The 14,739-nt window shown below is 64.0% G+C and carries 11 protein-coding genes and 2 pseudogenes; 6 read left to right on the forward strand and 7 right to left on the reverse strand.

The features are described 5' to 3' along the window. Positions 1-170: 170 nt before the first annotated feature. The 4 genes from AC1DQR_RS35615 (at position 171) to AC1DQR_RS35630 (ending at position 6,505) form a co-directional block, all read left to right on the forward strand. Complete coding sequence (locus AC1DQR_RS35615; protein ID WP_416047078.1) at positions 171-872, forward strand: response regulator transcription factor; 702 nt, start codon at positions 171-173, stop codon at positions 870-872. After that, positions 869-2,065, forward strand: coding sequence for a sensor histidine kinase (locus AC1DQR_RS35620; RefSeq protein ID WP_416047079.1), 1,197 nt, complete (start codon positions 869-871; stop codon positions 2,063-2,065). Before AC1DQR_RS35615 ends, AC1DQR_RS35620 begins: the two co-directional genes overlap by 4 nt. 172 nt (positions 2,066-2,237) lie before the next feature. After that, positions 2,238-3,434 (forward strand): efflux RND transporter periplasmic adaptor subunit, encoded by a 1,197-nt coding sequence (locus tag AC1DQR_RS35625; protein WP_477134734.1) that lies wholly within the window; start codon positions 2,238-2,240, stop codon positions 3,432-3,434. Further along, positions 3,431-6,505 (forward strand): efflux RND transporter permease subunit, encoded by a 3,075-nt coding sequence (locus AC1DQR_RS35630; protein WP_416047081.1) that lies wholly within the window; start codon positions 3,431-3,433, stop codon positions 6,503-6,505. Before AC1DQR_RS35625 ends, AC1DQR_RS35630 begins: the two co-directional genes overlap by 4 nt. Before the next feature lie 3 nt (positions 6,506-6,508). Here the strand turns inward: AC1DQR_RS35630 and AC1DQR_RS35635 are convergent. Next, positions 6,509-6,911: pseudogene (locus AC1DQR_RS35635) on the reverse strand (IS6 family transposase); the annotation flags it as partial. Between the two features lie 387 nt (positions 6,912-7,298). Next, the gene (locus AC1DQR_RS35640; protein ID WP_416047082.1) at positions 7,299-7,994 is read right to left on the reverse strand and encodes a DAPG hydrolase family protein; all 696 of its coding nucleotides are present in this window, start codon (positions 7,992-7,994) and stop codon (positions 7,299-7,301) included. A gap of 101 nt (positions 7,995-8,095) precedes the next feature. On the opposite strand from AC1DQR_RS35640, the gene AC1DQR_RS35645 reads away from it, so the two are divergent. Then, positions 8,096-8,740 (forward strand): TetR/AcrR family transcriptional regulator, encoded by a 645-nt coding sequence (locus tag AC1DQR_RS35645; protein WP_416047083.1) that lies wholly within the window; start codon positions 8,096-8,098, stop codon positions 8,738-8,740. Positions 8,741-8,835: 95 nt separating this feature from the next. Here AC1DQR_RS35645 and AC1DQR_RS35650 read toward each other — a convergent pair whose 3' ends face one another. Both AC1DQR_RS35650 and AC1DQR_RS35655 read right to left on the reverse strand, forming a co-directional pair. Further along, a complete protein-coding gene (locus AC1DQR_RS35650; protein WP_477134739.1) occupies positions 8,836-9,213 on the reverse strand; it encodes a hypothetical protein in 378 nt (125 codons plus the stop codon). Positions 9,214-9,427: 214 nt separating this feature from the next. Beyond that, a pseudogene (locus tag AC1DQR_RS35655) lies at positions 9,428-9,571 on the reverse strand (DNA-binding protein); the annotation flags it as partial. 141 nt (positions 9,572-9,712) lie between these two features. Between AC1DQR_RS35655 and AC1DQR_RS35660 the strand changes: the two are divergent. Next, positions 9,713-9,913, forward strand: a complete 201-nt coding sequence (locus AC1DQR_RS35660; RefSeq protein ID WP_416047085.1) for a hypothetical protein — start codon at positions 9,713-9,715, stop codon at positions 9,911-9,913. A gap of 889 nt (positions 9,914-10,802) precedes the next feature. On the opposite strand, the gene AC1DQR_RS35665 is transcribed toward AC1DQR_RS35660, so the two are convergent. The 3 genes from AC1DQR_RS35665 to AC1DQR_RS35675 all read right to left on the reverse strand — a co-directional run bounded on the left by AC1DQR_RS35665 (position 10,803) and on the right by AC1DQR_RS35675 (position 14,737). Beyond that, positions 10,803-13,445: a bifunctional diguanylate cyclase/phosphodiesterase gene (locus tag AC1DQR_RS35665; RefSeq protein ID WP_416047086.1), complete on the reverse strand. Its 2,643-nt coding sequence runs from the start codon at positions 13,443-13,445 to the stop codon at positions 10,803-10,805. A gap of 188 nt (positions 13,446-13,633) precedes the next feature. After that, positions 13,634-13,990: a hypothetical protein gene (locus AC1DQR_RS35670; protein WP_477134735.1), complete on the reverse strand. Its 357-nt coding sequence runs from the start codon at positions 13,988-13,990 to the stop codon at positions 13,634-13,636. Between the two features lie 150 nt (positions 13,991-14,140). After that, positions 14,141-14,737, reverse strand: coding sequence for a Fic/DOC family protein (locus tag AC1DQR_RS35675; protein WP_416047088.1), 597 nt, complete (start codon positions 14,735-14,737; stop codon positions 14,141-14,143). Between the last annotated feature and the right edge of the window lie 2 nt (positions 14,738-14,739).

Genomic DNA, 14,739 nt, shown 5'->3' on the forward strand with positions numbered 1-14,739 from the left:
TACCGTCCCCCTTTTGTTGACTTGAGTGATTCGCTCGTGATAGCGATAAACTTCATAAAAGGCGTGTATGGGGGCGGCGTCCCAGCGACCGGTTCATGGAGGTGAGCTTTGCATTGCGACATCAAGGCAGTTTCAAGAGATCATCAAGATTGCGTGAAGAGGCTCCAGCGATGAGCCAAGAACGCATCCTGATCGTCGAGGACGACTTCGACAGCGCCGAGGTTCTGGCGGCGTATCTGAAGCGGGACAATTTCCAAACCCAGCATGCGGTCGATGGAATACAGGCGCTGGAGCTGCACGCCCGATGGCGGCCGGATCTGGTGTTGCTCGACATCATGCTGCCAGGGCTCAACGGCAACGAGGTGCTGAGCGCCATCCGCCAGCATGCGCCGACACCCGTCATCATGGTCACCGCGGTAGGCGGTGATTCGCAGCGCATCAGCGCGCTGCTCTATGGCGCCGACGACTACGTGGTCAAACCGTACAACCCTAGCGAGGTGGTGGCCCGGGTGCACGCCGTATTGCGGCGTTGGCATGGGCAGGTGCTGTCGACAGCAGGGCGGCTGAGGCATGGGCGGCTGGTGGTCGACCTGGATGCCGCGCTGGCGTCGATCGATGCTGACGATGGCGTTTCTACCCCACTCGTCCTGACCCGCACCGAGTTCCAGTTGCTCTCGCTACTTATGGCGGCCCCGAGCAAGATGTTCACCCGCAGCGAGTTGCTCGCCACCTGCCAGCCGGAAAGCGATGCAATGGAACGCGTGGTCGATGCGCACATGTACAACCTGCGCCGAAAACTGGAGGTCGCAGGTGTCACCGGTGTGCTGGTGACAGTGCGTGGGCTTGGGTATCGGTTCAGGAATCCCTCATGAGCACTCGTACCTCTACCAAGGGCCGCTCCGATACGCTGTGGCGCTGGATCAGCCTGCGCATGATTGCCTTGGCCGTATTGGCACTGGCCCTGGTCGGCGGCGGCATGTGGTTCCGCTTCGCGCTATGGAATGCCAGCTTGCGGGAGACGGTCCCCGAGCCGGTGAGACAGGAGCTCCAGTTGCTGGAAGCCGCACCCGCAGAAAATCAGGCGCGCTTGAGGCAGATCTACGGGGAGTATCTGTACGGCGACTATTTCGCACCAGACGTGATCCGCGAGGACATGCTGATTTTCGCTGGGCTCGTGTCGTTGGCACTACCCCTGATCGTCGCCGGCGGCGTGTGGGTATCCTTGCGACTCTCAAGGCAGCTAACCGCCGTGGCGCTCTCGGCTGGAGAAATCGCCGCCGGCGACTTCTCCTCACGGGCACAACTGGTGCCGCACACCCCACCCGGGCTGCAGAATCTGGCGACTGATTTCAATCACATGGCCGAACGACTGCAGCGCTACGATCGCGAGTTGCAGGAGTCCAGCGCGGCCATCGCCCACGAACTTCGCACCCCATTGACGGCTGCCATCGGGCGCCTGCAGGGCATTATCGACGGAGTTTTCCAGGCCGAGCCGGGGCAGTTTGATACGGTCATGCGCCAGCTGCAGCAGCTCACCCGACTGACCGACGATTTGCATCTGCTGTCGATGGCACATATCGGCAAGCTGGCACTCCACCTGAGCGAATTCCCCCTGGAGGACCTGTGCCGGGAACGGATTGCCTGGGCTGCCCCATCCCTGGAGGCCGCGGGTATGCAGGTGCGGCTGCAGGTGCCGGGGCACTTGGCGCTGTTGGCGGACCGCGACCGCATCGGGCAATTGCTGTCGGTACTGATCGACAATGCACTGCGCTATGCCGCCACGGGCAAGGCGCTGCTGCTGCGCGCCGAATTTGCCGAGGGCGATGTGATGCTGCTGGCCGAGGACCGCGGACCGGGCTTCACGCAGGAACATCTGGATCGGGTATGCGAGCGCTTCTGGCGGGCCGAGTCCTCGCGCTCGCGGCACGCCGGGGGTAGTGGCCTGGGGCTGTCGATCGCTTCAGCGATCTGCGTTGCGCACGGCGGCGACCTGACCGTGCTCAACCGTCGAGATGGCGGTGCACAGATCCGCATGCGCATCCCCTTGCGTTTCCCCGCTGCTTAGTGGCCGAATTTTCACGTGGCTTCACCGAATCTTGATACTCCCTAAACGTAATCTTGTCTGACGGGTGCCAAAGTGCATACACCATTTCTGCCACGAGGCTTGAGAATTGATGTATGCACCAAGGACGCCTTCCGCTCGGACGCTTCACCGAAGCCTATGGGTCGCGATGCTGGTGATCGCGTCGTTGGGCCTGGCCTGGCTGGTCTTGCGCAGCGACGTCAACGCGCCACCCGCCACGCAGATCGGGCAGCTCGTCAGTACCGCCGTGCCCAGCCACCGAACGTTACACGCGACGGTGACCGTGGTCGGCGCCTGGATCGCGCACGAGGAAGTCGCTATCGGTTCGCCCCTCGACGGCCTTCGGGTGGCCGAAGTGCTGGTCGAAAGCGGCGAGCCGGTGAAACGCGGTCAGGTGCTGGCGCGCCTCGAGCGCGCGGTGCTGGACAGCCAGGCACGCCAGACGGAGCATGCCGCAAAGCGCGCCCGCGCAGAACTCGCGCAGGCCACCGAGCAGCACCTGCGTGCACAGCGGCTGCTGCCGGCCGGCGCCGTCAGCCGGCAGGATTACGAGGCGGCGCGCGCGACCATGCAATCCGCGCAAGCTGCATTGCAGCAGGCACAGGCGGCCTGGGATGAGCAGCGGGTGCGGCAAGCGCACACCGAGATCCGCGCACCGGTAGCTGGGACCATCACGCAGCGCGCTGTCCAGGTCGGCGCCATGGTCGGTGCCCAGATTACTTTGTTCCGGCTGGCCAGCGACCTGCCGCCTGAATTTCAGGCACAGATCCCGCAGCAGGTGCTGCCGGATCTGGTCGTCGGCATGCCGGTGCAGGTCAGCACCAGCGGCAGAGAGGCTGCGCTGGCGGGCAAGGTACGGTTGATCAGCAGCAGCGTGGACGCCGCCACCGGCTACGGTCAGGTGCGCGTCACCATGGACACGGCGCCTCCTCCCACAGCACGTCCGGGCATCGTCGGCAATGCGCGCATCGTGCTGGCGCAACGCGACGCACTCGCGCTCGACGTCCGGGCACTGCGCTATGTCTCAGGGTCCGGGGCTGATCAGACGCGAGAGCATGCCGCGCCCTATGTCTTTGTGGTGGATGCCGGCCGCGCGCGACACACGCCGGTACAGATCGGAATGAGAGAGAACGGCTGGGTTGAAATCCGCGCCGGCCTGGATGCCAACAGCCGCGTCGTGGTTGCAGGAGCAACCTTGCTGCAGGACGGCGATGCGGTGCAGGCGCAGGATGTCGCCACCGCCAACGCGCTCCCGGTACGGCGCATCTCGCTGACGAGGCGGCTGTTCGAGTCGTGGCTGCTGCCGTGGAAACCCTTGATGACAGTAGCTACAGCGGGTGCCGAGGCATGAAGCAGGGGTTGTCCGCGTGGGCGATACGGCGCCCCATTCCGACGCTGGTGCTGTTCTGCGTACTGACGCTGGCGGGCATCGCCGCCTTTTTGCGGCTGCCGGTGAACGCCAACCCATCGGTGACCTTCCCACTGGTCAGCGTGGTGATCGTACAAACCGGTGCCGCACCGACCGAGATCGAGTCCTCCATCACCCGCCGCGTCGAGGACGGTCTGGCGGGCCTGCCGGGTGTGCGGCACGTGCAGTCCACCATCCGGGCTGCGGTCAGCGAAACCAGTGTCGAGTTTCAGCTCGGCGTCGACCCCGACCGGGCGGTCAACGATGTGCGGGGGGCCATTGGCCAGATCCGCGGCGCGTTGCCGCAGACCATCCTCGAACCGGTCATTCAGCGGGTGGATATCGAGGGTGGCGCGATGCTCAGCTACGTGCTGACATCGGCTTCGCGCACCCCGCTCGACCTCTCCTGGCACATCGATAACACCGTCAGTCGGGAGCTGCTGGCGACACCGGGCGTACAGCGCGTTACACGCTTTGGCGGCGCCGAGCGTGAGCTGCGCATCGAGGTAGACCCCGCGATGTTGGCGCAGCACGGCCTGATCATCGAAGAGCTCAATAGTCAGCTGCGCAGTACCCATACGGAGTCACCAGGCGGCTATGTAGACGAAGCCACCCTGCGCCAGGTGATCCGCGTGCCGGCCCGCCAGGCGTCTCTGGAAGCCCTGCGCGTCATGCCGATCGCCCTGTCTGGAGGAAAGTGGCTGCCGCTGGGTGAGCTGGCCCACATTCGTGATGGCGCGAGCGATGCTCAGGGTTTTGCGCATTTCAACGGCGCGTCGACGGTGGGCTTTTCCCTCTGGCGCAGCAAGGGCGCGAGCGACACGCAGGTCGCCGAGCGAGTAGCCCAGCGGCTGGCAACGCTACAGGCTTCGCACCCGGATATCAGCATTCGTGAAGTCTCCTCGACGGTCGACTACACGCGCGCCAGTTTCAGCACCGCCATGCAGACGCTTATCGAGGGCGCGCTGCTGACGGTGCTGGTGGTGTTCCTTTTCCTGCGCGACTGGCGCGCCACCCTGATTTCCGCCGTGGCCTTGCCGCTGTCCATCCTCCCGGTGTTCCTGGCCATGCTGTGGCTGGACTTCACGCTCAACAGCATCACCATGCTGGCCTTGACCCTGGTGATCGGTATTCTGGTGGACGACGCCATCGTCGAGATCGAGAACATCGACCGACATATCCATATGGGCGAACGCCCCTACCGGGCGGCGCTGCATGCTGCAGACGCCATCGCCTTGGCGGTACTGTCTACGACCCTGACCATTGTCGCGGTGTTCGCGCCGGTGAGCTTCATCGATGGCGTGGTCGGCCAGTACTTCCGCCAGTTCGGGCTCACTGCCGCCATCGCGGTGCTGGCCTCGCTGCTGGTGGCCCGGCTGCTCACGCCCCTGATGGCCGCTTACTTCCTCCGCCCGGCACCTCATGGGAAAACCCCGGTACCCGCAGGCGATCCGCCCCAGGGGCGGTTGATGGGAGCCTACCTGCGGCTGCTGGCGTGGGCGCTGCTCCACCGCGGACTGACCCTGGCGCTGGTCTGCTTGCCCTTCGTGCTGTCGGTCCTGCTGGTGCAGCGGCTGCCGAGCGGCTTCCTGCCGGTCAGCGACAACAGCCTGTCGCTGTTGCGGGCGGAACTGCCTGCCGGCAACGCGCCGGGCGAGGCGGAAAGCGTGGCACGGCGCGTTGCCGCCGTGCTGAGCGCGCATGAGGACGTCACCCATGTGCTGACCACCGCGGCGAGCCTGAACGAGGCCACCTTCACCATCGCCCTCAAGCCGAGCAAGGAACGGCGGTTGACGCGCAAGGCGTTCGAGCTGGATGTGCAACCCGCCTTGGCGGCACTGCCGGACCTGCACTTCCAGTTCCTCGCCGATGGTGGCGGGCGCGAAGTGTCGGTGATGCTGGGTAGTCACGACCCGGTAGCGCTGTCCCAGGCCGCCCGGCGCCTTGCCGACGAGATGCGTGCCTTGCCGCAGCTGGTCAACGTCCAGTCCAGCCTGGCGCCACCGCGCCCGGAACTGCTAGTTCGCCCGCGGCTTGCCGACGCCGCACGGTTGGGGGTAAATACCGACGCCATCGGCAATGCGCTGCGTATCGCCACCACCGGGGAGATCGACGCGCAGTCCGCCCGCTATTTCCTGGCCGACCGACAGCTGCCGATGCGGGTGCGCCTGAGCGACAGCGCTCGCTCCGACCTCGATGCGCTCCGCGCCCTGCGTCTGCCCACGTTGTCGGGAGACAGCACCGTTCCACTCGCCGCGGTGGCGGACATCCAGTACGCAGAGGGCGAATCGCGCATTGAGCGCTATAACCGGCAACGGCGTATCACCGTGGATGCGAACCTGTCCTCCGGCTCCCTGGGACAGGCCCTGGATGCGATTCTTGCGCTGCCRACGTTCAGCGAGTTGCCGGCTGGCGTGCAGCGCATCGACTACGGCGAGTCCGCGTACATGGAGGAGATGTTCGGCAGCTTCGCCGTGGCGATGAGCGCCGGCATCCTCGCGATGTTCGCGATCCTGGTGCTGCTGTTCCGCGACTTCCTGCAGCCGCTGACCATCCTCTGTACCTTGCCGCTGTCGCTGATCGGCGCGATCCCGGCGTTGTGGCTCATCGGCGCCTCGCTCGATCTGCCAGCCATCATCGGTATGCTGATGCTGATGGGCATTGTCACCAAGAACGCTATCCTGCTGGTCGATTTCACTATCAATGGCATGAAGGAAGGCCTGACTCGGCATGGTGCCCTGATGACCGCCGGGGCCGCGCGGGCGCGACCGATCGTGATGACGACTGTGGCCATGGTCGCGGGCATGATCCCGGCCGCGATCGGCTTCGGCGCCGACTCGGGCTTTCGCATCCCGATGGCTGTCACCGTCATCGGTGGCCTGGCGACCTCCACACTGCTGAGCCTGGTCTGTGTGCCAGTGGGGTTCTCCTATCTGGATGACCTGCGCCGCTGGCTGGGACCGCGCCTAGCGCAACTGACCACGGTGAGCAAGGAGGATCTCGTGGAGGACTGAATGATAGCCGTCCAGCGTGATGGTTTTCGGAGCGAGCCCTTGACTCTTGATCGCTTTCGCGAAGAAGGCCTTGGCTGCAGCGACATCGCGCTTGGCGCTGAGCCGGAAGTCGACCGTTTTACCCGCTCGATCAACTGCACGGTAAAGATAGAACCATTTGCCACGGATTTTCACATACGTCTCGTCGACTCGCCATGAACGACCAACGGATCTCGCAAACCGATCCCAGCGCTTCACGAACTCCGGCGTGAAGCGTTTGACCCCAGCGCATGATCGTCGTGTGCGAAATCGACAGGCCGCGCTCGGCCATCATTTCTACTAGGTCTCGAAGGCTGAGCTTGTAACGCAGGTACCAACGCACGCACAGGACGATGACTTCGCGGTCGAAGTGCCGCCCGTTGAACAATCAGTCGATGTCTCTCAGCGTATTCATTGCGGGCTCGCGCTCGTCAAAACCCGAGCGTAACCCATCATCGGCCCCTCCGATTTGCACCAGAGCCCTATGCGGAGGGGGCCAGTGATGGATACTTCTACCGTGATCGCGCGCACTCCCGCCACATCGCTGCATTCCGCGGCTTCCTCCCTCGAGGCTTGTCCGACGCCTATCTGCATGCGCCACGGCACGTCACCGGCCTGCAGACGGCAGGCATCGAACAACCCTTAACAGTAGCCGCCGTTGGCCGACAAAATGGCGGACGGCTCATCCCGGCTGAAACGGCCGTTCGGTCCCTCTCTGAAAGAGCTCATGATCGATGCGAGTCGCATGCAGGGCTAAGTCGAACGCACGGCAAAGCTACCAAGGCAAAGGCACCGGCTCAGCATTAGCGTGTTCGCCAAAGTAGAGTGACGGCAAGAATCGGGAAAGGAACGTGAATTCGGTATAGCAATGACGCATCAACGCTAAGCCCATGGCATCAGTCACACTGCTGTCCGTCGCCTGCCGATCCAGCCCCAAAACGAATCGACTGCGAAGCACACACCCCCAGTCCGTATCTCTCGTAATGTGCAGCATTTGCCCGCTGACGGGATCGCCATTCTCGTCCAGTTGCACGTGATCACCGAATCCGATCCTTGCCGCGACGATGGCCGAAACGCTTCGAGTTTCGAACGCGTCATTGACACGCGAAGTACCGAACACGTCGATCGGATCATGAAACTTCAACTTCGCCGCCACCGGGGGAATTTCGGCCAATGACTCCACTGCGTGGATGCTGGCGCCGTAATATCTCTCCCCTTTCTTCCACTTGGCGTCCCAACCTCGATGCTCGACATGATCGACCGGGTGCCACCACTTGATGTGTTGGGTCGTCTCGAAAAACTTGAACCACCAATCCAACATGCGGCCCTTGCATCCATGCAGATCGGTACGCACCGCGACAAGCAAAGCGCCGTCGTCAAGACGTTGAACGCCTGTCTCCAGCATCATCGGCACTGGATCCAACAGTGAAGCATGGTCGAGCCAAGGTGCGGCCAGTTGTGACACAGTCATCGGATTCCTCCATGGGTGATGATTAAGTCAGTATATTGGAAACGAAACGCGTTTCCAATACATAAGGCATAATTCACCGGTACGATCAAACTGAGAATTGAATGTCCGAACAAGAGAGAAGACCGCGAGGACGCCCCGCACAACCGGATGAGGACATCAGACGAGCCGTCCTGGATAGTGCAATAAACGTTCTGCTTGAGATCGGCTATGAATCCACAACGATGGAAGCCGTCGCAGCTCACGCGGGTGTAGCAAAAAAAACGGTGTATCGGTATGCCGCGAATCGACAGGAACTGATTGGGTTGGCAGTACGTGAGTGGACGAACGCCTACGCGCCGGCACTGCAAGCCAGCCCAACGAGCGAGGGTAGCGCGGCTGATGTTTTGCGGGGAATCCTGGCGGACATTTGCGCGCAGGTACTGTCCGATTCTGCGGTCCGTTTTTTTCGCCTGCTGACGACGGAGTTTCCGGGCAAGCAGGAGCTGCTTGCAAATTATCAGCGCAACGGTATTGAACGTGGGCAGCAGATGCTTGCCACATGGTTAGCGAAACAGCACGAAATGGGGTATCTGTGTGCCCCCGAGCCTGCGCGACTCTCCGAGATCATTCTCTCGATGGCTGTGGCCGAACCGCTACGTCAAATGGCCCTAGGCGTGAGACCATCACTACCAATGGGAAACGTCACAGCCCATCTGGATGCGTGCATGGACGTCCTTTCCCGCCTGAGTCGCGCGCCCGGATCATAACCACCAGGCGATTTTGCTGGTGCCGCAGACGCAGGCCTGCCGTGAGAGGCACCCCTCTCCGGCGTAATCGTACTTTTCGTGCAAAATCTGGCGCTTTACCCCGCCGCACCGGCACGCAACCGATGGTCCGCGAGGAGTTGCGCCTGCGCGTCGAACTGTGCCGTGAGTTTGGCCAGATCGACGGTGAGCGACTCGCGCGCCGCGCGTGCCTGCGCCCGGTTCGTCGTCTGCAGCGCGTCGCGTTCGGCCTCGGCGCGGGCGTGATCGGCCTGCCGCAGCGCCGCTTCCAGTTCGGCCCGCAGCCCGTCTTGTGCCACTTGCGCTCGCTCGAGCGCCTGCTCGGCCTTCTGCCGCAGCGTGCGCTCTTGGTCGATTTCGCGCAGCGCGCGGCGCTCGGTGGCGCTGGCCCGCTCTTGTGCCACCACCACCTGCTCGCGGGTGCGCTCCAGGTCCGCCGAGAACTGCGTGTGCATCTCGCCCAGTTGCCGCTCCAGCGCCTCGACCTGGCGCTTGCTTTCGTCGTGACGCGGCTGCGCGGCCGCGTGGGCCTGGCGCTCGGCGTCCAGTTGCCCCTGTAGCGCCGCGCGCGCGCTGGATGGCGTCGAGCTCGGCCTGCACAGCGGCGGTGGCCTGCTCGGCCACCACCACCGCGGCCCGCGCCTGGTCGCGCTGCGCTTCCGCCTCGCTCGCCTGCAGCCGCGCCTCCGCCCGCAATGCGGCCAGCTCGCCGCTAGCGGCCTCGTTGGCGGCCTGCCAGATCGACTGCACGGCATTCGCGGCGATCGCCTTGAGAGCGTCCGGCAGCTCGGGGTGGGCGATGGTCACGTGCATCTTGTCGCGCAGGTCCTGCCAGAACTGCGCCGGCACCTCGGTCGGCGTCCCATGCTGGGGTAATCTGGAAGATCGTGCGCTGCTGCGTTGCTGGGCTGGCGCTCAGCATGATCGCATTTCCGTTTGTGGCCAACAGCATGCATGGCCCTGCATTTTGCGGACAAGGAGATAGCAGCGGTGCCGTTTTCTGGGCTGGCTGCGCAAGACGCACCTGCAGCCATGCGCATGGCTGCCGTCACCGCGCTGCAAGACCAGTTCGACGCGTCCTGGCAGCCTTTCCTGGTCGTGGCCGCGGGCCAGGCCGCCGCAGCCGTCGCAGCCTGGTGGTGGCTGTCCCGGTAAGCGCATTGTCACCCTTCTGCATGGAACAGGGCGGCGTGCGTTGTGCGACATTGATTGGCGCGCGTCCCGCGAGCGCAGGTTCGCCTATGGGGACTCGGTCGGCGCACGCAAAACAATTGCATCGATATTCTTGAGCACTCGCCAGGCATTCCGGAGCGGTCGGCGACCAGATGACAACTGTCGAACACCGGCCACCGGCCGTACGCCATCAAGCGGCGCAATTGGAGCCCCTGCCTCCGTCGATACCGCCTCGTCGTTGGGTGGAGACGTTACCAACGGCCATCGCGCCATACTCGCGCTCCAATTGCTGCGCCCCTCGCGTGAGAACCTGCCTGGGTAGAAAGCGAACCTTATAGCGACGGCGGAGAATTGCTGCCGTCCAGCATTCAACAAGAGTTGGCATGGCGGAGATGATGGGTGGATACCTCCGATATTAGGTCTCCGGCGGAGTGCGCTTTCGCTCGAAAAGAAGCGAGAAATGGTCGCTTCCCTGACGTCACAACTGCGCGCGATGGCCCGCGACACCATTCCGACCGCTTACCGAGCGGTAGCCACCGTGCGTGCTACGTTCTCACGTTTGCTTCGCGACACCGTTGGACAACGCGATTTAACCGGACAATAAGTTGGTAGCGAGGCCTGCATTCGGCGTAGCCCTCGCGCAGCAGCGCTTCAACGCGTTACGGACAACTGCGCGTCGCAGTGCCAACTCCGGCCGATCAATGTGTCCCTGCCTCCCCAATGTCTGCCGCGGAGGTCCAAGAGTCAATCGAAAGTCCAGCATCAGCATTGGCTGAAGCTCATCGGGAGTCGGCGGGCGGCAGGGAGGCATATTCAAGGGGGGCGGGGAGCGGATTCACCGTTGGCGCAGATGGTTGGGACGCCGCTCGCCTCAAGTCACGGCACTCACGAAGGCCTCGAACGCGCTGGCCTCCACCGGCGGACAGAAGAAGTGGCCTTGCCCATAGTCGCAGCCGGCAGCCAGCAGGATGTCGCGCTGCGACTCGGTCTCGACGCCCTCGGCAATCACCCGGATGCGCAGCGCATGCGCCATGCTGATGATGGCGCGGCATAAGGCCACGTCGTCCGGGCCCCGCGTCAGCGAGCGGATGAAGGACTGGTCGATCTTGATGTAGTCGATGTCTAGGCGCCGCAGGTACGACAAGGACGAGTAGCCGGTGCCGAAGTCGTCGAGCGCGATCTCGATGCCGGCCGCCTGGAAGCGGGAGAGCTGGTCCATGACATCGGCGTTCTGTTCCATCAGCGAGCCTTCAGTGATCTCGATGACGAGGCTGCCCACCGGCACGTTCCTGCGCTCGATCATGCTGGACCAGGACTCGGGCCCGCTCGCAGGCGCGCAGAACTCCACTGGGGATTTGTTGACCGATATCTGGAAACCCTTGCCCAGCAGCACCTGCCAGCGCGCAAGCTGGTTTAGCGCTTCCGTCAGCACCCAGCGGCCGATGTCGATGATAAGGCCGGATTCCTCCGCAACGGCAATGAAGTCGGCCGGGTGGATCGGCCCGCGTATCGGATGGTCCCAGCGGATCAGGGCCTCGGCCTTGCAGACCTTGCCCGTGCGCAGATTGACAATGGGCTGGTAGTGCAGCGCGAACTGCCCGGACGCCAGCGCCGTGCGCAGGTCCTGGGTGATGCGCAAGCGCTCCCTCTCCGCTTGCAGCAGCGCCTGGGTGAAGACCTTCCAGCGATTGCGGCCCTCCTCCTTGGCGGCAAACATCGCCTGGTCGGCGCACACCAGCAGGGCCTCGGCGTTGTCGGCATCCTTGGGGTAGGTCGCCACGCCGATGCTGGCCGACACCACCACCAGCTCGCCGGCCAGGCGGTAAGGTGCGGCAATCCGCTCCAGGATTGCCTGGGCAATGTCCCCGGCAACGCCGGCATCGCCCACCGCGGGCAGGATCACGGTGAACTCGTCGCCGGCCAGCCGCGCCACGGTATCCGACGCGCGCACCGATGCCGCAATGCGGCGCGCCGCCTCCAGCAGCAACAGGTCTCCCTGGTCGTGGCCGAGGGTATCGTTCACCTCCTTGAAGCGATCCAGGTCGATGAACAGCAGCGCCAGCACATCCTGCGTGCCGCGCGAACGCTCGATCTCCTGTTCCAGCCGGTCGAAGAACAGACGGCGGTTGGGCAGATCCGTGAGCGCATCGAAATTCGCCTGGTGCCGGATGACTTCCTCCGCCTGGCGCTTCTCGGTCATGTCATGGATCAGCGCAACGCGGCGGCGCTCGCCATACGCGTGGGCCAGGTAGGTATCCACGGTCAGGTAGGCGGGAAACTCGCTGCCGTCCTTGCGGCGGATCGAGAATTCGCCGCTCCATCTGCCCTTGGCTGCCACGGTGGCCCGCAGGCGGTCGACCAGCCCTGTCGCATTGCCTGCCCCGCTGACACTATAGCCCGTGCGGCCTTTGATCTCCTCGATTGTATAGCCAGTGGCGGCGGCAAAGGCCGGATTCACGTCGATGATGGTGCCATCGAGCGACGTCACCACCATGGCCTCGCTGCTGGACGAATAGACCAGCGAAGCCAGCCGCATCTCCTCCATATGGCGCCGTCGCTCCACCATGGAGTGGCGCAGGCTGTAGTACAACAGGCCAAGCAGCAGCGTGGAAGCAATGGCGCCGGCCAAGGCAACGCGGCGATAGACCTCGTAGGGCGCCAGCACCATGCCGACCGACTCGCCCACCACGAAATTGAGCCCGAACTCCGGCGCACGGTAATAGCCGAAGACCCGCTCCACGCCTTCTGAGCCCGACACCGCCCGATAACTACCAGACTGGGGCGCCTCGCTGGCGAGGTACGGCCTGCTGCTGACCGCCCTGGCCAGCGCGCCCTCCAGGGCCGGCACGCGCGCAAGGACCTGGCCGGAAGTCTTGATGACCGACGCCACTTCGCCATCGCGGTTAGTGAACGTCTGCGCAAAGCTGGCGAACTGCTCCGGACTGACCGAGACCACGACGACCCCGTCGAAGCTGCCCGCGCGCAGGATGGGGCGCGTGAACTGGATCGACCATTTGCGCGAGACCTTGCCCTTCACCGGGTCGCTGATGAACAGGATGTCGCGCCCGCCCGCGTTCTGATGGACCCGGAAATGCTCGCGCCCACTCAGGTCGACCTTCTCGCCGGGCGCGGGCGGGGCGATGGACGAGTAGATGAGCAGACCCTGCTTGTCGATCACCGACACCTGGAACGACAGGTCCACCACCAGGTTCTCCCGCTCACGCACCATGTCGACGAACCCCGGCTGGCCGACCAGCCAACTGGCCCGCAGGTCGAGGAGGAACTCGGACAGCCGCAGGATGCTGGATTTCGAGTACGCGCCGAACGCCCGGGCCTGCGCCTGGGTACGCTCCGCGGCGTCGTGCAGCAAGCGGTCCCGTTCGCTCACGAGCTGAAACGCCGCAAACGCCCATGTCGCAATCAACCACGCCGCCGCCCCCAGGTTCAACGGGGAAAAGACCTGGCGCAGGTGCTGCAGCGCCTTGCCATATCGGGTGATCGAGCGTTCTGGCATCAAATGGGTATCGTAGCGCAGCGAAGAATCGACATCGATAGCAGGCTAGTCGATGTCAGCGAACCCGACAAGCAGCACGCACGCTAGTCCCGTGCTCACCGCGTGGAGCCGGGCCGGCGTCCCTCGCGCGCCGCAGCCAGCCTGGAGCCAAGGCGCAGCCCACATGAACTGCCCCATGGCTTGCCCAACTAGCCTGCCCCAGCCTGTAGGGCATCCAGTCGCCGCCGCATCTCGCCGGCACGGTTCTGCAACTCCACCATCTCCGGTTGCAACAGCCTCTCCAGCGGGGTCGCGCCGTCCTGCCCGCGGGCGTCGAGGTGCCGCGCCACGAACTCGATCGCGGTCTCGGTCTGCGCGAGGCGGCGCCCATAGACCGGCACGTGGGGGGCGATGCGGTTGCGGGTCTGGTAGATCGATTCGAGATGGCTAGCCACGGCCGCCCACGACACCGACTTGTCCTGGATGACCTGCTTGAGCACCGGCTTCCACAGCGCGTGGTCGTAGTCGCCTGAGAGAAGGCGCTTCCAGAAATGGATCGAAGCCACGCGCTCACTGCAGGTGGCTCATTAGCCTCTCAGCAGCACACGTCGCTGTTGCCCCCGCTTTGGCGCGGTCTCATGCAGTGTCCCTCCGCCCTATGGCGCGCGCCGGTCTTACCCCCTCCGCCTTCAGCGAATGGGGGCGGTATGCCACAATCAATCCCCAATCCGCTGTCCGATACACCTTTCGAATACCGCCTCCAGTGGGCGGTAGTCGCACACGACTGCCGCGACATTGGCATCCATCCACTCGGACGCTTCGATGGCCCACCAACTGATTTCGAAGCCGACATTGACGATGATGTGCTCGAACAGGATGCGCTGGGCGCGCCCGTTCCCTTCTCTGAAGGGGTGGATCATGTTGAGGTCACCGAAATGCTCAGCCATGGCGCAGACCAGCTGAGGGCGCTCCCAATCCTCGAACCATGCCTGCCGCGCCATGGCGCGGAAGATCTTGTCAGCCTCCGGCTCGATTCGGCTGACGTTGCAAAAGCGTGTGCTTCCCTTCGAGATGTCGATGGTGCGAAAATCGCCCGCCCAGTCGTAGACATCGAGAAACAGCGTGTGGTGGATATGCTTCAGGTAGGCCAGATCGTAGGGGGGAAGCGAGAAATCGATCTGGCTAGCGGCAATCTCGGAGAGATCACGCTCGGCTTGCGCAAGCAGCGCATCGTTCTGGATGCCCAGCCGGTTACGCAGTATGTGCGTGTCCGGGTAGCAGTACGGATCCTGGCCGGTGCCGTACTTGTCCAAGG

Source organism: Cupriavidus sp. 05L411, assembly GCF_056398045.1.